The sequence below is a fragment of the Candidatus Methanomethylophilus sp. 1R26 genome, assembly GCF_001481295.1.
Taxonomy (GTDB): Archaea; Thermoplasmatota; Thermoplasmata; order Methanomassiliicoccales; family Methanomethylophilaceae; genus Methanomethylophilus.
This window is the reverse complement of record NZ_LOPS01000001.1, coordinates 1-17,820: the sequence shown is the minus strand read 5'-3', so window position 1 is coordinate 17,820 and position 17,820 is coordinate 1. Positions and strand designations below refer to the sequence as shown.

Below are 17,820 nucleotides of genomic sequence, written 5' to 3'. Positions count from 1 at the left end.
ACGGTTTCTCAGAACCTCTTCCCGCGGTATCCGCGGGGGGTGATCATCAGCCCGTCCCTGACGTAGGTCTGGGAGTTCCCGATGACGACGGTGCAGAACATGTCGACATCGGCATCCTTCAGCTTCCCGAGCGTCGTCAGGGTCTTGCTCTGGTCCTTCCTGCCGGCGTCCCTCACGATGCCCACGGGGGTCTCCGGGGAACGGTATTTCAGCAGGATATCGGCCGCCTGCCCCAGGTACTCCGTCCTGTTGCGGCTCTTGGGGTTGTACAGCGCGATGACGAAATCCGCCCTGCCGGCCGCGTCGACCCTGTCCATAATCTTCTCGATGGAGGTCATGAGGTCGGACAGGCTGATGAGGGCGGTGTCGTGCATCAGGGGCGCTCCCAGCACGGAAGCGCTCGACGAGGCGGCGGTCACGCCGGGGACGGACTCAATCTCGATCCCGGCCTTCATCTCCTCGGCGAGCTCGTAGACCAGCCCGGTCATGCCGTAGATGCCGGAGTCGCCGGAGCTGACGATGGCCACCTTCTTCCCGGACGCGGCGTCCTCGATGGCCGACCGGCAGCGGTCGACCTCCTTCATCATGCCGGTGGCCTTGTACGTCTTGTCCGGGAAGAACTCCTTCAGCAGATCGACGTACGCGGTGTACCCGGTGACGATGTCCGCGTCTTCGATGGCATGGACGGCGCGCAGGGTCATGTCCTCTTTGCCGCCGGGGCCGAATCCGACGACGGTGAGCTTGCCGGCCATCTCAGTCGGTCCCCTTGCGGTAGCCGGTGGTGAAGTGGCTGTCGTAGAGCTTGGAGAGCTCGAACTTGTCCCCGAGGAACCCGCCGACCATGGTCATGGCGGTCTTCTCGATCTTGTTCTCCTTCACCTTCTCGGCCATGTCGGACACGGTGCCGTAGAGGATCTTCTGCTCCGGCCAGCTGGCCTTGTAGACGACCGCCATGGGGCAGTCGGGGGCGTAGCCGGCCTCGAGCAGCGTCTTCGTGAGCTCGTCCATGAAGCCCACGGAGAGGAAGATGCACATGGAGGCATGATGTTTGGCGAGGTCCTTCAGCTTCTCGCCGTCCGGCATGGGGGTCCTGCCCTCCATCCTCGTGATGATGACCGTCTGGGACACCGACGGGAGGGTGAACTCCTTCTTCACGGCCGCGGCCGAGGCGCAGAACGAGGAGACGCCCGGGATGACATCGTAATCTATCCCTTCGGCGTCGAGCCTGACCATCTGCTCGCGGATGGCGCCGTAGATCGAGGGGTCCCCGGTGTGGACCCTGACGACCTTCTTCCCGGCCTTGGCCGCCGAGATCATCACGTCCATGACCTCGTCGAGGTTCATGTAGGCGCTGTCGTGGACCTCCGCGTCCTTCTTCCTCCCGGCAAGGACCGCGGGGTTGACGAGGGAGCCGGCGTAGATAATGACGTCCGCCTGGTCGATCAGCTTCTTACCTTTTATCGTGATGAGTTCGGGGTCTCCGGGACCGGCTCCGATGAAATGCACTTTCTCCATTTTAATCGCCTTTCTTGATGAGGACGGTCGTGAAATAACCGTAAGAACGTTCGGGATCGAGGGGTCCGATGTACTCGTCGGCCATGCCGACGTTGCTCATGACCGTCGCCCGGTCCAGGGGGATGCCGCGGGCGCGCATCATCGCCGCGATATCAGGGATGGACGAGAACGCCTTCATGAGGACGATGTTGTCCGAGGAATCCAGCGCCTTCTCCGCCTTGGCGAGGTTGTGCTTGGCCATCGAGACGACGGCGAGGCTCTCCTCCCCGATCATGAGGGGCAGGCGCGCGAGGGCGGCCCCGTGGCAGAACGACGGTATCCCGGGGATGACCTCGGTCTCATAGCCGCGCTCCCGGATCTCCCTATCGATGTACATGTAGGTGCTGTAGACGGCGACGTCGCCGAGGGTGACCATAGCTATGTCTCTGCCCTCGTCGAGCATCTGGCACATCTTGGCCATGGCCTCCGCCCTGCACTTTTTCCTGACCTCGTCGTCAGGGTCCATGCTGAAGAGCAGTTCGGCGATCTCCTTGCCGCTGATGTCCACGCGCTGCTTGATGATGTTCAGCGCGACGCCTCCCTCGCCGAGCTTCCTGACCGGATAGGCGATAACACTGCATTTTTCCAGAACATCCTTCGCCCTGAGGGTCATGAGGTCCGGGTCTCCCGGCCCCACGCCCACTCCGTAGAGCTTGCCTCTCATTACTCATTCTCCTATATCGTCGGTAAAAGGTTTCGGTGCCTCGGCCGGTATCAGTCGCTGTCCGAACCGTCGGCGGCCACCTGGCCGCCTGCCGCACCCGCATCCCCCCGTGCCCTTCTTGGACCTTATGGCGCGGTTCATGGCCGGATACGGGGTATCGCCGCTCTCGATGAGATCGTCCATCGGCAGCGCATCCTTCAGGATCACGTGCGGGCGGCCGTTGTCGTCGACGATGCGGGACTTCACCCCGTACACCGCCTCAAGGTTGGGCTCGGTGATGACCTCGTTTGGAGTGCCGGCCGCGTAGATCGCCCCGTCCCTGAGCATGATGATCTCGTCGGAGAACTTCGCCGCGATGCTGATGTCGTGGCTTATCATGATGACCAGGATGCCCTTCTCCTCGGACAGCCTCTTCAGCATCTTCGTGACGTCGAGCTGGTGCCTGATGTCCAGGTTGGACGTCGGCTCGTCCAGCAGGAGCACCTTCGGCTCCTGGACGAGTCCGCGCGCCAGCATGACCTTCTGGTGCTGGCCGGCGGAGAGCTCGTTGAAGTTCCTCATGGCCAGATGGGAGATCCCGAGCATCTTGAGGGTGTCGTACACGATGTCCAGGTCCTTATCGAGGGAGCCCCATTTGCTGTGGGGGTGCCTCCCCATGAGGACGGTGTCGACGACCGTGAGGGGGAACGTGTCGTTGGCGGAGTAGGGGACATACCCTACCTGCTTGGCCATCTCCTTTATCGTGATGTCCTTGACGTCCTTGCCGTCGAGCATCACAGTCCCGCCCGTCGGGGACAGGATCTTGTTGATGCAGTGGATCAGAGTGGATTTCCCGACTCCGTTCGGACCCAGGATCGATACGAACTTAGGTCCGGTCAGATCGAGAGTGATGTCCTTCAGCACCGGGGTGCTGGAATACGAGAATGACAGTCCGTCGATTTTGATCTCCGCGGGAACCCCTCCAATGGAATATATATCCAATTGCCACCTTCAACGCAGATTCCGTATTAATGATTGCCTAGCCCCGTTCGATACTTAAGTAATACTTTTTTCTAATTTTGTAACAAAATATAAAACCTGCTTCTTGTTACGGATTTTGAAAAAGGTGCTAACATGGTTTCATTCACATACAAAACGGCAGCGATAATCGCCGCGGCCGTAATCGCGGTCGCCGCGGCCGCAGTCTACATTGCAGCGGACAGCGATGATGAGGACGGAGGCCCCGGAACGATCACGGTCACGGATGTCCGCGGGAGGAGCGTGGCCGTCCCTGAAGATGTTGACAAGGTCGTCACCCTCTCCGCCGGTTCTGCACGCCTGGTGTCCTACTTCGGCCAGGATGCGGTAGATAAGATTGTCGGCATCGATTCTTACGATGCAAAGAACAAAGCATTCCCGGCGAATTATTACAAAGCGACCTACAGGATTGCTTACGACGTCGAGAGCAAGACTGATGTCGGGAGCGAGGAGAGCACCAAGGCGATCATGGAGACCGGGGCGGACGTCATCATAACCTCGATGACAGATGTCGATAATGCGAACACACTCCAGAGCACTACCGGAATCGCAGTGGTATGCGTGGACGCCGACGGAAGCATAGACGTCAACGATGACAGGTTCAAGAAAGATGTGACCTTGGTCGGGAAAGTGCTCGGGATGGAATCCAGAGCCTCTGAGCTCATCTCCGGCATCGATCAGGCCGTCGCCGAACTGGCAGGGTACAATGAGAGTTCAACCGCATCTCCGAACTGCTACATCGGGGGAATGTTCTATTTCATGAAGGGAGGACTCTATGAGACCACTGGAAACTATCTCCCGTTCGATCTGGTCGGCGCGGAGAACGCCATGCCCGACAGCAACAGCGGGAACCCGTATCAGACAGACAAGAACGCGGTCATGAAGGCCGGCGAGAGCAACGGGATCGAGTACATCTTCATCGACGCGATGACTGCATCGGACAGCAAGACCGCATATCAGACGGACAAGACCGATCTGGCCAGCACGGTGTCGGCTGCCGAGAGCGGAGAGATCTACTCCAACCTGGTCTACAAGTATTACGGGACGAACTGGGAGATGGAACTGATCAATGCATATTACATCGGCTCGGTCATCGATCCGACGGTCTTCAGCTACAGCATCGAGGACAAAGTGAACGGGATCCTGGCACTGTTCTTCCCCGACTCGGACATCGATTACGATAAGGTCTGCGAGAGACAGGGAATGACCCTGAGCAAGCTCTACTGGTGAACAAATGCCAGAACTGCCGGCCCCTGGTCAGCCCGGTGCCCGTGCCGGGCCGCAGACTCCCCGGAAGAGTCTGCCTTCGATATCTACGGACAGGGAGAGGAAACCCTGTCCGAGGAAGGCTATCTCCGGAGCATCCGCAGGAAGCGCCGGGCTTTGGCACTGACCGCGGCCGCTGTTTTCGCCGCGGCCTTCGCCACTCTTCTCTGGAACAACGATGACCGCTCCGCGTCCGAGGTGGCCCGCGGATTCCTGTCGTTCAGCGATGATACCCTCATGGGACGCTACGTCTGGAACATCGACATGAAGGTCATCGTCGCCGCCCTGGCAGTAGGTGCCGGCCTATCGCTGGCAGGGACTGTCATGCAATGCGTCCTGAAGAACCCCCTCGCATCCCCGTACACCCTCGGCATATCCGGGGCCGCCACCTTCGGCGCCGCGGCCTCTATTGTGTACTTCGACGCCGGCGCGCCTCGGCGGAGAATTCATGCAGACTTACTGCACCCCCATACTGGCATTCGCATCCTCGATGGCAGCCACCGGGACGATACTCCTCCTGACCAGGTACACCGGCATCTCCTCGGAGGCCATGGTCCTGGCAGGGATCGCGGTCAGCGCCGTTTTCACCGCCGGCATGACCCTCATGCAGTACATGGCCGATAGTGCCCAGCTGAGCCAGATAGTCTCTTGGAGCTTCGGGACGATCAACTATGCTACCTGGGAATGGGATATCATCCTTGCCGCCGCCGTCTTCCTCGCCGGCCTCTTCTTCATGACCCAGAGGTGGAACATGAACGCTATGGAGGCCGGAGACGAGGCCGCCAGGGGGCTTGGGGTGAGGACTGGGCTGTTCCTCGCTGTAGGGATGACCGTATCCTCGCTTCTGACCGCTCTCCTGCTGTCCAAATTCGGGACCATCGCTTTCGTCGGGCTTCTCGGGCCCCATATAGCTAGGATGCTGATCGGGAACGACCACCGCTACCTGATCCCTATGTCCATGCTCTTCGGAATGCTCCTTATGGCGGTCTCAAGCGCTGTGGCGCTCAACATCGTCAAACCGCATGTGCTCCCGGTGGGGCTCATAACATCCCTGCTCGGAGGGCCGGCCTTCATATATCTGATGATCAGGAGATACAGAAGATGAAACTGGAGGTCGATGGCATACGGTTCTCGTACCCTTCCGAGCCGGTGCTCGACGGTATAACGTTTTCTGCCGGGGAGGGGGATATCGTTTCCCTGCTGGGACCCAACGGCGTAGGCAAGAGCACCCTACTGAAGTGCATCAACAAGGTCCTGAGGCCTCCGGCGGAAGAGTATCCGTCGCAGGGAAGGACCTGGCGCCCATGAGTCCCTCGGAGACCGCCCGCACGGTCGGCTATGTGCCGCAGAACGGAAGAACATCCCCGATGACAGTTTTCGAGTCAGTGCTGCTGGGGCGCAGGCCGCATATGGGGACGGAGGTCTCGGAGCGCGACCTGCGCGTGACCGGGCGCGCCGTGTCCCTCCTCGGCCTGACGGAACTGTCCCAGAAGCCGGTAAACAAGATCAGCGGCGGGGAGTTCCAGCTGGTGCAGATAGCCCGGGCCGTGGCCCAGGAACCGAAGGTTCTGATAATGGACGAGCCGACCTCCGGGCTGGACCTGAGGAACCAGCACAATGTGATGAAAGCGATCCGCGGACTCGTCGCCAAGAACCGCATGTGCGCGGTGATGGTCAACCACGACATCAACCTGGCGCTGCGTTACAGCGACCGTTTCGTCCTGGTCTCCGGAGGCAGAGTATACGCGGCCGGAGGAAAGGAAGCGGTGACGGCGGAAAACATGTCCGCGGTCTACGGAATCCAAGTGGATGTCAGGGAGATAGACGGGCACCTGATGGCGATACCGAGGCGATGCGAATGATGAGCGAGAAGACAGAGAGATATCTTGAGAACAGAGGCACGAACCCCAAGCAGAGGGAGTTCTTCGACGAACGTGCGGACACCTGGGATAACATTACGGTGCACGACCAAGCCAAAGTGGAGAGGATCGCGGGGCTGCTGGGGATACGCCCGTCGGACAGCATCCTGGATGTGGGCACCGGCACAGGGGTGATGATCCCCCACTACCTGAAACGCCTGGGCCCGGGAGGCCATGTCACCGCGGTGGATTACTCCGCGAAGATGATCGACAGGGCGGCCTGCAAATACCCCCCTTCGGACAGGCTGTCCTATGTAGTTTCGGATGTCTGCGACCTGAATCCGGGCCCGCGCTACGATATCGCGGTCTGCTACTCCTGCTTCCCGCATTTCCCCGATCCGGTAAAGGCGGCGCGTACCATCTCGCGACGCTCAGGGACGGCGGGACGCTGTGGATAGCGCACTCGGCATCGAAGGACGACATCAACCATGTCCACGAATCCGCCGGGGCCGAGGTCTGCCGCGATTATCTGCCGGATGCGGAAATCATGGAGGAGATCCTGAGTTCCTGCGGCCTGAGAACAGTGTTCTCTGAAGACGACGCGGAGTATTACATCGTGGGCGGGAAGAAGACCTCCGGATGATGTGGGCCCGGCAGTCCTGCCACTGAATCCGATATATAGGTAGGATGTATAATCCAATCAGAATCGCGATATCGGAAGTGTGACTTTTGGACGACTGCATAATCGAGGTCGACGGCCTCGTGAAGAAATACGGCGGCAAGACCGCCATAGACGGCATCAGCATGCGCGTCAGGCGCGGGGAGATGTACGCCTTCCTCGGCCCCAACGGAGCGGGGAAGACCACCACCGTGCGCGTGCTGAGCACCCTGACCGGCTTCGATTCCGGAACTGTGAAGATCGACGGGCATGACATCGTGAAGGAGCCGAGGGAGGCCAAGGCGGCCATCGGCGTGATCCAGCAGCACATCTCGCTGGACAAGGATCTGACCGTCTGGGAGAACATGATGTCCCATGCGCTGTACCAGCAGATGCCCAAAGCGGACCGCGAGCGCCGCATCAAGGAGCTGGCGGAGTACATCGGGCTGAGGGAGTACTACGACTACAAGGTCGACGACCTGTCCGGCGGATGGAAGAAAAGGGTGGCTATCATCTGCGCCCTGGTCCACAGCCCCAAGCTGCTGTTCCTCGACGAGCCCACCGTCGGCCTCGACATCCAGGCCAGGAGGGGCCTCTGGGACCTCCTGAGGAGGCTGAACGAGGACGGGATGACCATCTTCCTGACCACCCATTACATCGAGGAGGCCGAGTCCCTGTGCACCAGGGTGGGCTTCATCGACAGAGGGAGGATCATCGCGGAAGGGACCCCGGAGGAGCTGGCCCGCAGGATCGGCACCGCCACGGTGGAGTATTTCGGTCCCGATAGGAAGACCCAGTACCGCTACTTCGCAAGCAGGGAGGAGGCGGACGCCTTCTCCAAGACCCTCGGCACCGATTTCACCGTCACCGTCAGGAGGACCAACCTGGAAGATGCCTTCGTGGAGATGACCGGGAACAAGATCGGCGACAACGGGTTCCTCCTGAAGAACCACGGCAACGGCGATGCCAAGGCCGGGAAAGGAGGGATGTGAAACGTCCTTCTTCTCCGAGGTCTACGCCGTGGCCTGGTCGGACATCCGGTTCATGCGCCACAACATCGTCAACATCCTGATCTCCAGCCTGATGCTGCCGGTGCTCTACCTGATAGCCTTCGGTTACGGGCTGAACGCCCAGGACGTGGAGGTGGAGGGCGTGACTGTTCCGTACATCGACTTCATCATCCCCGGCATCATCGCCCTGACATCGCTCTCGTCCTCGTTCTCCTCCACTTCCACGAGGATGAACGTCCAGAGGCTGTACTACCGCAGCTTCGACGAGATGATGATGTGCCCGCTCGGCAACTCGGCGATCATCATCGGCAAGACCGTCCTGGGGATGTGCAAGAGCCTGCTGAGCTGCTCCCTGATGTTCATCATCGGGTATGCGCTCGAGCCGTCGTACATGAACCTCACGCCGCTGCTCATCATCTCGGTGCTGCTGTCGTGCTTCACGTTCTCGCTCCTCGGCGAGACCGCCGCGCTGCTCGCCAAGTCCCACCAGTCCATGGCGACCTTCAGCAGCGTCGTCATCACCCCGATGACCTTCCTCTGCGGCACCTTCTTCTCGGTCGCGGCCCTGCCCGAATGGGCCCAGGCCCTGCTCTACGCCCTCCCCCTCACGGAGGCCAGCATCTGCATCAGGTCCGCCGCCCTGGACATCTACTCCTTCCCGTACTGGGCGCTGGGAGTGCTCGCCTGCTTCGCGGCGGCGTTCTACCTCATCGACCTCTACCTGATCAAGAACAGGAAGGTCTGATCCGTTATCGGAAATCCGGAACATGGAAAAATAAATTGACAGAAAAAGAAAGGAAGCGGGAAGATGAAGCAGATAGCCATCTACGGCAAAGGCGGCATCGGGAAATCGACCATATCGGCCAACATATCCTACCAGCTGGCGGGCTCCGGCCTGAAGGTCGCGCAGATAGGCTGCGACCCCAAGCACGACTCCACCCGCCTTCTGCTGGGCGGGAAGGCCCAGACGACCGTGCTCGACCACATGGGCTCCGGCATCAAAGATCTCGGCGACACCGTCTCTGTCGGGAGCAACGGGGTCATCTGCATCGAGACCGGCGGTCCGGAGCCCGGCGTCGGATGCGCAGGCAGGGGCATCCTGACGGCGTTCAACTTCATGGAGGCCAACGACGTCGTGCCCGACGATACCGATGTCATGGTCTACGACGTCCTCGGGGACGTGGTCTGCGGAGGCTTCGCCGTTCCGCTGCGCCGGAAATACGCCGACGCCGTGTTCATCGTCACTTCCGGGGAGTTCATGTCCCTCTACGCCGCCAACAACGTCCTGAAAGGGATCCGCAACTTCGACGGCGACGGCCGCAGAGTGGCCGGGCTGATCCTCAACCGCCGCGGAAACGAGGGGGAGATAGAGTACGTGCAGAACTTCGCGGATGCCGTCGGCCTTCCGGTAGTTACCGTCATCCCCCGTTCCGGCGACTTCGCCGAGGCGGAATCCAAGGGGATCACCGTCTCCGAGATGGCCCCGGATTCCGAGGCCGCGGCGGCCGTATCGAAGATCACCAGGATCGTGAAGGGACTGCTATCCGGCAAAGCGGAGCTGTATCCCGCCAGGCCCCTGGACGATGACGGGCTGGACCTGGTGGCCAAAGGGAAGAAGGCCGTACGAGGCTCTGTCTCCCGCGCCAGGCCGAGGAAGCTGGCGACCGGCGAGGGAGAGGCCCTGAGGTCCTGCGGGGCGGTCATGTCGGTGTACTGCTGCGCGGGCATCGAGGATGCCGACGTGGTGGTCCACGGCCCGAGGAGCTGCCATTGCTACTTCTCCGGCGGTTACGATTCGTTCATCATCTTCACGACCGCGTCCCGTACATGAAAGGCGTCGACAGGAGGATCTTCTGCACGGACCTCACCGACAGGTCGGCGATCTTCGGCGGCGCCAAGGAGCTTGAGAAGCTCCTCAGGGAAAGGGCGGAAGCCGGGGCCAAGCTAATCTTCGCGGTCACCGCCTGCGTCCCCGGGATCATCGGAGATGATGTCGAAGGCGTATGTGCCAGGGTGTCGTCCGAGACCGGTGCCGAGATCATCCCGGTGCTGACCGACGGGATCATGAACGGGGGCGCCACCCAGGGCAGGGACATCGCTTATGCTGCGATCTGCAGGCTGGTCGACATGTCCGTCCGGCCCGAGGAGAACACAGTCAACCTGATCGGGTACGCCGAGGAGCCGGACAGGGGGTTCAGGAAGGCCGACGAATGCATGAAGCTGATCGGGGGCCTGGGGCTGAATATCAACTGCAGGTTCCTCCATGAGAACACGGCCGATGAAGTGCGCATGCTGAAGAAGGGCGGCATCAATCTCATGTACCGCAGCTCTCTGGCCTGCCGGAAGGAGGCCGGATGCCTGGAGAAACTGACCGGGATACCGTTCTACCCGGACGCCATGCCCGTGGGCATCAGGCAGACCGAGGAATGGATCGAAGGGTTCGGCTCCTTCATGAAGGTCCCGGAGGAGCGGAGGAAAGCGCTCTCGGCAGAGTTCAGGAAAGAGTTCGATGAGCTCTCCGGAAAGTACAGGGATGCCCTCGCGGGGAGCACCTGCCTCATATACGTGGTCACGACGTCCGAGATAGGCTGGCTCATGGAGATCCTCGGTGTCCTGGGGATGAAGGCCGTCGGCATCTGCTGCCCGACCGAGAACAGGTGGAGCATGGTCGACAGGAGGAGCGTAGAAGGACTGGGAGTTCCCGTGGAGTACGACGTCGATTTCGACCGCCTTCGGGAGAAGATCTCATCGGAGAAGCCGGACTGCCTCATAGGGAGCAGCATCATGATCAGCAGGGCGGAGATACCGCATATCTACATCAGCAGGCCGCTGCCCGGAGTGGCAGGCGGCTTCGAGTTCGCGAAGCGGCTCGTCCGCATGGCGCAGGTGAGCAGGCTATGAACAACTTCTCGCGCCTGGACGGCTTCTACGGCTCGATGCTGGCGGCCGAGAGCATCAAGGACGGGATGACCGTGCTCCACGGCCCCGAAGGGTGCCGCGCCTATGCTTCCAACGTATCCACACGCTACGTGAAGCGCCCGCTGGAGACCAGAGAAGGCGATTTCTTCTTCCACCGCAGCAGGATACCGTGCTCCTGCATTGACGGGGACGATTACATCTACGGTTCCCCTGAGAAGGTGTCGATGATCCTCGACATACTGAGAAGGAACAGCACCGTCTTCGCCACCGTCCTGGAATCTCCGGGGGCGTCGCTCATCGGGGACCGGCTCGCGGACGAGGTGGCCGCCGCCGGCATGGACGGGCATGTGGCTGTCCTCGGCAAATGCTTCATGTCCGAGACGTTCGGATACGGCTACGACCGCACTCTGGAGCTCATAGCCAGGAAGCTCGTGAAGAAGAAAGAGAAGGTCCCGGGGACAGTGAACCTGACTGGGCTCACCTATGTCTCCAAAGGATGCTTCCCGCTTCTGAAGGAGATTAGATTGCTCCTCGGGAAGATGGGGCTGAAGGTGACCGCTGACATCGGCCCCGGATGCACCGTGCAGGAGCTGAAGGACTCTGCCTCCGCGGCATGCAACGCCTGCCTCATCCCCGAGTACTTCGCGGAGACCGGGAAGTTCTACGAGGAGGAGCTCGGCGTCCCGCTGGCCAGGGGCCCTCTCGGCGCCCCGGTCGGCTACGACGCGCTGAGGGCATGGCTGGAATCTGTCGGCGAGGCGGCGGACGCCGATCCATCTCCTGCTCTGGAGATCGTTGATGAGGAGGAATCGGACGTCGACCTCATCGTGGATTCTGCGTTCACGATGGGGGAGATCTCTCGCTACAAATCGTACACCATAGCCGCCGAGTCCTCCGTCGCCTACCCTCTGGCACATTGGCTTTCGAAGAAGATGAAGCTCGCCCCCTGCGCGATCGCCACCGCTGAGCACGATCCGGAGAGCGAGAAAGGGATCAGGGACATGCTGGCGAAGATGGGAGCTGAGGGCGCCTACGGAAGGGACGTCCGCGCGGAATATACCGATGTGTTCATCGGTCCCGGCCTCATGGGCGCCCTGATGGAGGAGAAAGGAGAATGCCGCACGGCGATCGACGCCTTCCCTCCGAGCAGAGATTACCTGGATATCATGCCCAGGTCCCTGCTGGGGCTTAACGGCTGCAGGATGATCGCGGACAGGGTTTACAACACCAGATGATCGGGGCGGGGCGGCACCGCCTCTTCCCGAGATTCCGGATCCTCAGCTGTCTGTGATCTCTTCGATCTTCTCCTCGAACTCGAGATAAACGTCCTTCAGTTTCGACAGCATCTCGTCATCTGGATCCCAGAAGCCCCTCTTCTTTGCTTCATACAAACGTGCCAGCATGGCGGCCATCGCGTACGGGTTGACGTCCTTGATCCATTCCCTCGTTTCCTTATCCAGAACGAAACGCTCCGCCAGGTCGGTGTACATCCACTGCTCGACGATCCCCGATGTGCCCGACCAGCCCATGGTGTAATCGAACAGCTTCGAGAGCTCCTTGCGCCGGCGAACCCGTGCGCCTTCAGGCCGTCCAGCCACTTCAGGTTGTCGATCTTGCTGCGGAATATGAAGGCGCATTCCTCGCGGGACGTCCTAAGTTTCAGATTCTGGGTATCGGAGGAATCGCCCATGTAGGATTCCGGCCTCTGCCCCCGGGCGGCCTCCACGGCAGCGCTGAAGCCCCCCAGATAATCCATGTCGTCGTCCATGTCCAGCATGTCGACGCGCGCGTGTTGTGGTTCTTCACCGTCGCATCCATCCCGGACAGACGCTTCCTGAAGATGTCGGGGCGCGCCTCGCCGGCCTGCCCCCTCCCGTAGACGTAGCCTCCCTTGGCCAGGTAGGCCTCGCCGAGGTCCGCGGTGCTCTCCCATCTGCCGGTCTGGATCAGCTCGCTGACCCCGCCTCCGTAGACTCCCGGAGCGTCCCCGAACACGCGGAACGAGGCTTCCCTGCGGGCGCGGTCAGGCGGGATCCCCTTCTCGATGGCCTCGACTGTGTCCCGGCGGACGTTGGCCGCCAGATAATTGTCCTCGTCGTCCTCGTCGAGCTCCGCTATCCTGCGAACCCCGTCGTCAATCATCACGCACAGGTTGGGGAAGGTGTCCCTGAACAGGCCGCTGATCCTCACCGTCACATCGACGCGCGGCCTCTTCAGCTCCGAGAGCGGGATGACCTCCAGCCCCGTGACGCGGCCCCCGTAGTCCGCCCATACGGGACGGAGCCCCATCAGCTTCAGGATGTAGGAGACGTCGTCGCCCCCGGTCTTCATGGTGTCGGTAGACCACAGCACAACGCCTACGGAGCGGGGATACACTCCGTGGTCGGAGACGTATCTGCCGACCATCTGCTCGGCCATGGCCGAACCGATGTCCCAGCTGGGCTTCCAGGGTATCCCGTCTGGATCTATGGAGTAGAAGTTCCTCCCTGTGGGGAGGATCTGCGCCCGACCGCGGTTGGGGCAGCCGGAAGGCCCGGGAGGGACGAAGCCCCCGTCGAGGGCCTTCATGATGTTCCCGATCTCATCGCCCATCCTCTCCGCCGCCGGGACGACGAAACCGCACATGAAGCGCACAGCCTCCTCCAGGTCTGGGCCTGCACGGGGGAACATGCGGCGGGCTGCAGCTAAACACGAATCTGTATCGAAACCGGCCTTCTGGGACTCTTCGATCAGGGAGAACGTGCCGTCGTCTATCTCCTGCACGGCCTGCCCGCCGGTCCTCCCGTCGGGCAGGACCGCAGAGGCGCCCCTGAGAAGGTCCTCCAGTTCATATCCGAGAGCATGGGCGACAGATTCCCTCAGGGAGGGGACGTCCCCGTTCCGGCTGCGGACCAGCATGTAGACGGTCTCCGCCATCCTCTTCCCCTCGGGGACCTCGCCGAGGATGTGAAGCCCGTCCTTTATCGTGGCGTCCTTGGCCTCGAGTATATAGTCGTAAAGGCGGTCCATCTGCGCGTCGAGGGTATCTTCGGAGCATTCCGGCGAAAGTCCCAGGTCTCCGAGCATGTTCATCTCAGCGCAAATCTTCCGCACTTCCGAGGAGATGGCAGATAGCTTGTCCGTCTGCCCCTGGCCCCTGGCCTGCAGGTACTGCTGCACCGCGAGCTCCAGGCGGTTGATGCTGTCATAGCCCCCGGAACGGGCCATCGCCGGGATCAAGTGCGTGGTGGTCACCGCGAACTGCCGACGTTTCGACTGCATCCCCTCGCCCGGGTTATCGATTATGTAGGGATTGATGTTGGGCATTCTGGACAGTATTATGTCCGGATCGCACTCGGAAGACAGCCCCGCCGATTTTCCGGGAAGCCATTCCAGGGTCCCGTGGGTCCCGACATGGATGATCGCATCCGCTTTCCACACATCCTTCAGCCAGCGGTAGAATGCAAGATATTGGTGCGGGGGCGCGGTGTCCGGGTCATGATAGGCTTCGGTAGTGCATTTCCCGCGGTCTGGCTGGAACCCTATGAACACGTTCCCGTCCATTATCCCGGGCAGGACCAGATTCCTGTCCAGGGTATGTATGTCCCCCGGAGGTTCGCCCCATGCATCGGTGAAGGCCTTCTGCACCTTCTCCGGGATCTCCGAGAACCATTCCGCATATTGCTCTGAAGACACCAGGTCCACGGCGGCCCTCCGCATCTGCTCGTCGGAATGCCAATTGTCGTCGTTGGTGATCCCCGCCAGGAGCCTGTCGGCCAGGTCCCGGGAGCCTTCGGGGATCCAGTCGACGGAATAGCCCTCCGACCTCATCTCCGCCAGCAGCCGGCAGACGCTCTCCATGGTATCGAGGCCGTAGCCTCCGCCCGCCAGGTCCTGCCTCGGAGGGTACATGTAGATGAGTATCGCGACCTTCTTGCCCTTCTCTGGGATACGGCGCAGCCTCGCCCACCTCACCGCCATCTCCGCGAGCGCTTCGCAGCGGTCCGGGATTGCGGCCTGCCTGTATTCCCCGTCCTCGGACTTCTCCGTCCCGCAGTAGGGGACACCGTCGATGTCCCCGTCGTATTCCGGGGAGACGACGCTCATCGCGATGTCCGCGGCCGAGAGCCCGAAAGGGCTCTTCTTCCAATCATCCGCGCTGCCGTAGAGGTTCACCGCCTGGATCACGGGGACCCCGAGACGGGTGAGGAAATCGTCAGGGGCCTTCTGCTCCCCGCACCCCGGCACGGCGATGACGGACAGCGAGAACCCCATGGTGTTGATGACAGCGTCGATGATCGGTCTGCCGCCGCGCAGCAGATAAGTGTCTACTATCTTCGAGATGCCCAGCGACCCGGTCGCGGGATTGGGATAGGTATGAAGGAAGACGCAGACCGGCTCCCCGCCGGCCTTCCGGACCTCATCGTACAGGAAGTCGATGGCGTCGGTGTTGTGCCTTACATAGTACGAGTCGACGAAGAGAATCATTATAGCCGGCCTTCCGGACCTCCCGACGTCCTTCAGGCCCTCTTCCAGGGCCAGGGCCTCCTTCCTGCCCGGGACGTACACGCCCTGGGCCGGGGGAAGATCGGGCGGAGGAACCTCGAGGTCCGGCCTTCCTCCGTAGTTCTTCAGGCACCAGATGAGGGCGGAGCGCAGATTGGCGTCACCGCCGACCTCCATCAGCAGCCGCACCCTCTCGCGCTCCTCGGCAGGGCCGGTGAAAAGGGATCCGTAGGGCCCGTCGAGATCTTTGCTGATCCCTGCAACGGCTATGGGGATGCGCTCCTCGCCCGCAGCGGACCTGAACGCATCCCAGTGGCGGAAGAAGGTCGCGTCTCCGTGCGCAGCTACCAGGATCACGCCGCATCCGCGGACCTCCGACATGAAACGCACCAGTTTCTCAGGATCGGCATCCAACTCTGAAGAATCGCCTGCCAGAACATCTATGTCAAATCCTTTTGAACGAAGTTCGGCGGCAGGCTTCAGGTACAGGAAGCCGGTATGCGAACCGATCCCGAGAACGCAGACTCTGAACATCTGCTTTCCGAATCTGCGGAGCCGTATTTATGGATGTATAATCCAATTAACAATGAACCGGAAGAGGCTTCTGCAGCCGCGTATCATGCACATCATTATAAGCAACATAGTGTATGCTATTTCGAAGGCAGAAAAATGGCAAATCAGACATATGTTACTCTCAACGACGGCAGCAGGATCCCCCAGTTCGGACTGGGCGTCTACATGATGCCCGAGGGACCCGAGACAGTGAACGCGGTCAAGGATGCGCTCGGAATGGGCATCCGCCATATCGACACCGCCCACGCCTATCAGAACGAGAGGAGCGTCGGCGAAGGCGTCAGGGAGAGCGGCGTCCTCAGGGACGAGGTCTGGATCACCTCCAAGCTCTGGCCTTCGGAATACGGCGAGGAAGCGAGCTACGAAGGCGTGAAGAAGATGATGGGCCGCCTGGGAACAGACTACATCGACCTTGTCCTCCTGCACCAGCAGGCAGGCGACACCATGGGCGCATGGCGCGGCCTGGAGAAGGCGAAGAAAGAAGGACTTGTCCGCTCCATCGGGATCTCCAACTTCGACGGCCCCCGCCTCGACGGGATCCTCTCCGAGTCCGAGATCAAACCGTCCGTTATCCAGGTAGAATGCCATCCCTACTGGCAGCAGACTGCTCTGAAGACCAAGATCGCGCCTTACAGCATCAAGGTCGAGAGCTGGTATCCGATCGGCCACGGGGACAGAGGGCTCATCGAGGAACCCCTGTTCACCGAGCTTGGGAAGAAGTACGGCAAGAGCAATGTGCAGATCATCCTGAGATGGCATATCCAGGAAGAGAACATCGTGTTCCCGAAGACCACCAACCCTCAGCATATGAAGGACAACTTCGACATCTTCGACTTCGAGCTCACAGACGCTGAGATGGCTGAGATCAGGAAGATGGAAGGCAGGAAGAAGTTCTACAATGCGGCCTATGAGGAACAGGTCAGGAACTTCACTTCGTGGAGCCCGGCGGACTGATGAAGAAAGCGGAAGGAGGCTCAGCTCACTGAGCCCCTTCTGCACCCTCCGAGAGGCTGCATTGCAGGTTCTCCGCAGGATCTATCAATCCTTCAAACATCACCGTTCTATACTTGGATATATAATCCAATGAATCCCGGAACAGACCGATCGCCTCCTGAGCGGCCGTTCCGGGGACCGTGCCTGTATCCGCAGGCCCGGCGTCCAAGGGAGAGATAGGAGGCTCCGGAGCAGATTGTCCGACATGAAAAGCTCCGGAGCCGACACCTGTCGCGTCAGACACCGTTATTCCATTCAGGCAGCGCCCGCCAACCACATTATCAGCCCCGTTTTGGTTAAACTTTGCGTAGCTTCCGCTGTGCGACCGCCTTCTGCAGGTGCTGTGCCTCAGCTCTCGTGCGGGCGGGATCTCCGCCGGGCCGCCATCTTATTCACGCCCATCCGCCCCTCCGGGACGGAGGACCTCACCGCGTATCCGGCTGTCCCTCGCTTTGCGCCATCTTTTGCTTCGGCCTGCCGCTGATGCGGCGGCCAAATGGTGCTCGGCGATTAAGGCCCCGGGATGCCCGCGCTCGGCGCCCGCATATCAGGGGTTCAGTCCGCCGCCGGATCCCCCTCCGCTTCCTCCGCCATCTCGGCGGAGCGTTCCAGGAGCTCCCTGTCGGTGCTGAAGGGCCTGCGGTTCCTCAGCACGACCAGACCACGGTCACCAGCTTGCGCGCGGCCGCCACCTGGGCCTCCCGGTGGGAGACCCCCCTCGCCCTCAGCCTGTTGTAGAGGGCCGAGACCACCGAGTCCTCGGCGGTGCGGACGTGGACGATCGCCGACTGGCACAGCAGCCTGCGCATCTCTCTGTCGCCG

General features: G+C 61.1%; 13 protein-coding genes and 3 pseudogenes. 11 read left to right on the top strand and 5 right to left on the bottom strand.

The window, feature by feature from the left end:
- Window positions 1–8: 8 nt before the first annotated feature.
- The 4 genes from cobJ to AUQ37_RS00070 are packed head-to-tail and all read right to left on the bottom strand — an operon-like array spanning window position 9 to window position 3,199.
- Window positions 9–752: a precorrin-3B C(17)-methyltransferase gene (gene cobJ, locus AUQ37_RS00085; protein WP_058746897.1), complete on the bottom strand. Its 744-nt coding sequence runs from the start codon at window positions 750–752 to the stop codon at window positions 9–11.
- A gap of 1 nt (window position 753) precedes the next feature.
- The gene (gene cobM, locus AUQ37_RS00080; protein ID WP_058746896.1) at window positions 754–1,515 is read right to left on the bottom strand and encodes a precorrin-4 C(11)-methyltransferase; all 762 of its coding nucleotides are present in this window, start codon (window positions 1,513–1,515) and stop codon (window positions 754–756) included.
- Between the two features lies 1 nt (window position 1,516).
- Window positions 1,517–2,218, bottom strand: coding sequence for a precorrin-2 C(20)-methyltransferase (gene cobI, locus AUQ37_RS00075; protein WP_058746895.1), 702 nt, complete (start codon window positions 2,216–2,218; stop codon window positions 1,517–1,519).
- A gap of 3 nt (window positions 2,219–2,221) precedes the next feature.
- Window positions 2,222–3,199, bottom strand: coding sequence for an ABC transporter ATP-binding protein (locus AUQ37_RS00070; RefSeq protein ID WP_235584742.1), 978 nt, complete (start codon window positions 3,197–3,199; stop codon window positions 2,222–2,224).
- A 132-nt stretch (window positions 3,200–3,331) separates the two neighbouring features.
- On the opposite strand from AUQ37_RS00070, the gene AUQ37_RS00065 reads away from it, so the two are divergent.
- From AUQ37_RS00065 to AUQ37_RS00020, 10 genes and pseudogenes are all read left to right on the top strand, one after another.
- Complete coding sequence (locus AUQ37_RS00065; protein ID WP_058746894.1) at window positions 3,332–4,465, top strand: ABC transporter substrate-binding protein; 1,134 nt, start codon at window positions 3,332–3,334, stop codon at window positions 4,463–4,465.
- 153 nt (window positions 4,466–4,618) lie between these two features.
- Window positions 4,619–4,915, top strand: a pseudogene (locus tag AUQ37_RS13250) (iron chelate uptake ABC transporter family permease subunit); the annotation flags it as partial.
- Window positions 4,916–4,949: 34 nt separating this feature from the next.
- The gene (locus AUQ37_RS00060; protein ID WP_058746893.1) at window positions 4,950–5,606 is read left to right on the top strand and encodes an iron ABC transporter permease; all 657 of its coding nucleotides are present in this window, start codon (window positions 4,950–4,952) and stop codon (window positions 5,604–5,606) included.
- Window positions 5,603–6,363, top strand: a pseudogene (locus AUQ37_RS00050) (ABC transporter ATP-binding protein). Before AUQ37_RS00060 ends, AUQ37_RS00050 begins: the two are co-directional and overlap by 4 nt.
- Window positions 6,363–6,818 (top strand): class I SAM-dependent methyltransferase, encoded by a 456-nt coding sequence (locus AUQ37_RS00045; protein WP_157844217.1) that lies wholly within the window; start codon window positions 6,363–6,365, stop codon window positions 6,816–6,818. Before AUQ37_RS00050 ends, AUQ37_RS00045 begins: the two are co-directional and overlap by 1 nt.
- A 271-nt stretch (window positions 6,819–7,089) precedes the next feature.
- Window positions 7,090–8,010: an ABC transporter ATP-binding protein gene (locus AUQ37_RS00040; protein WP_058746889.1), complete on the top strand. Its 921-nt coding sequence runs from the start codon at window positions 7,090–7,092 to the stop codon at window positions 8,008–8,010.
- Window positions 7,982–8,773, top strand: coding sequence for an ABC transporter permease (locus tag AUQ37_RS00035; RefSeq protein ID WP_058746888.1), 792 nt, complete (start codon window positions 7,982–7,984; stop codon window positions 8,771–8,773). The genes AUQ37_RS00040 and AUQ37_RS00035 overlap by 29 nt, the downstream gene beginning before the upstream one ends.
- Before the next feature lie 63 nt (window positions 8,774–8,836).
- Entirely contained in the window at window positions 8,837–9,859 is a 1,023-nt protein-coding gene (locus tag AUQ37_RS00030) for a P-loop NTPase (protein ID WP_058746887.1), read from the top strand.
- Window positions 9,856–10,929, top strand: coding sequence for a nitrogenase component 1 (locus AUQ37_RS00025; protein ID WP_058746886.1), 1,074 nt, complete (start codon window positions 9,856–9,858; stop codon window positions 10,927–10,929). Before AUQ37_RS00030 ends, AUQ37_RS00025 begins: the two co-directional genes overlap by 4 nt.
- The gene (locus tag AUQ37_RS00020; protein WP_058746885.1) at window positions 10,926–12,182 is read left to right on the top strand and encodes a nitrogenase component 1; all 1,257 of its coding nucleotides are present in this window, start codon (window positions 10,926–10,928) and stop codon (window positions 12,180–12,182) included. Before AUQ37_RS00025 ends, AUQ37_RS00020 begins: the two co-directional genes overlap by 4 nt.
- A 42-nt stretch (window positions 12,183–12,224) precedes the next feature.
- On the opposite strand, the pseudogene cobN reads toward AUQ37_RS00020, so the two are convergent.
- Window positions 12,225–15,609 (bottom strand): annotated as a pseudogene (cobN, locus tag AUQ37_RS00010) (cobaltochelatase subunit CobN).
- Window positions 15,610–16,101: 492 nt separating this feature from the next.
- Between cobN and AUQ37_RS00005 the strand changes: the two are divergent.
- Window positions 16,102–16,959 carry an aldo/keto reductase gene (locus AUQ37_RS00005; RefSeq protein WP_058746883.1) on the top strand — a complete coding sequence of 286 codons (858 nt, stop codon included), beginning with the start codon at window positions 16,102–16,104 and terminating at the stop codon, window positions 16,957–16,959.
- Window positions 16,960–17,820: the final 861 nt, after the last annotated feature.

What these genes read in the sequence shown, in the direction of transcription:
- AUQ37_RS00060 (WP_058746893.1), top strand. Translation starts at nt 4,950, where the DNA reads ATGCAGACTTACTGCACCCCCATACTGGCATTCGCATCCTCGATGGCA.
- AUQ37_RS00020 (WP_058746885.1), top strand. Translation starts at nt 10,926, where the DNA reads ATGAACAACTTCTCGCGCCTGGACGGCTTCTACGGCTCGATGCTGGCG.
- AUQ37_RS00045 (WP_157844217.1), top strand. Translation starts at nt 6,363, where the DNA reads ATGAGCGAGAAGACAGAGAGATATCTTGAGAACAGAGGCACGAACCCC.
- AUQ37_RS00025 (WP_058746886.1), top strand. Translation starts at nt 9,856, where the DNA reads ATGAAAGGCGTCGACAGGAGGATCTTCTGCACGGACCTCACCGACAGG.
- AUQ37_RS00005 (WP_058746883.1), top strand. Translation starts at nt 16,102, where the DNA reads ATGGCAAATCAGACATATGTTACTCTCAACGACGGCAGCAGGATCCCC.
- cobI (WP_058746895.1), bottom strand. Translation starts at nt 2,218, where the DNA reads ATGAGAGGCAAGCTCTACGGAGTGGGCGTGGGGCCGGGAGACCCGGAC.
- AUQ37_RS00035 (WP_058746888.1), top strand. Translation starts at nt 7,982, where the DNA reads ATGCCAAGGCCGGGAAAGGAGGGATGTGAAACGTCCTTCTTCTCCGAG.
- AUQ37_RS00065 (WP_058746894.1), top strand. Translation starts at nt 3,332, where the DNA reads ATGGTTTCATTCACATACAAAACGGCAGCGATAATCGCCGCGGCCGTA.
- cobM (WP_058746896.1), bottom strand. Translation starts at nt 1,515, where the DNA reads ATGGAGAAAGTGCATTTCATCGGAGCCGGTCCCGGAGACCCCGAACTC.
- cobJ (WP_058746897.1), bottom strand. Translation starts at nt 752, where the DNA reads ATGGCCGGCAAGCTCACCGTCGTCGGATTCGGCCCCGGCGGCAAAGAG.
- AUQ37_RS00030 (WP_058746887.1), top strand. Translation starts at nt 8,837, where the DNA reads ATGAAGCAGATAGCCATCTACGGCAAAGGCGGCATCGGGAAATCGACC.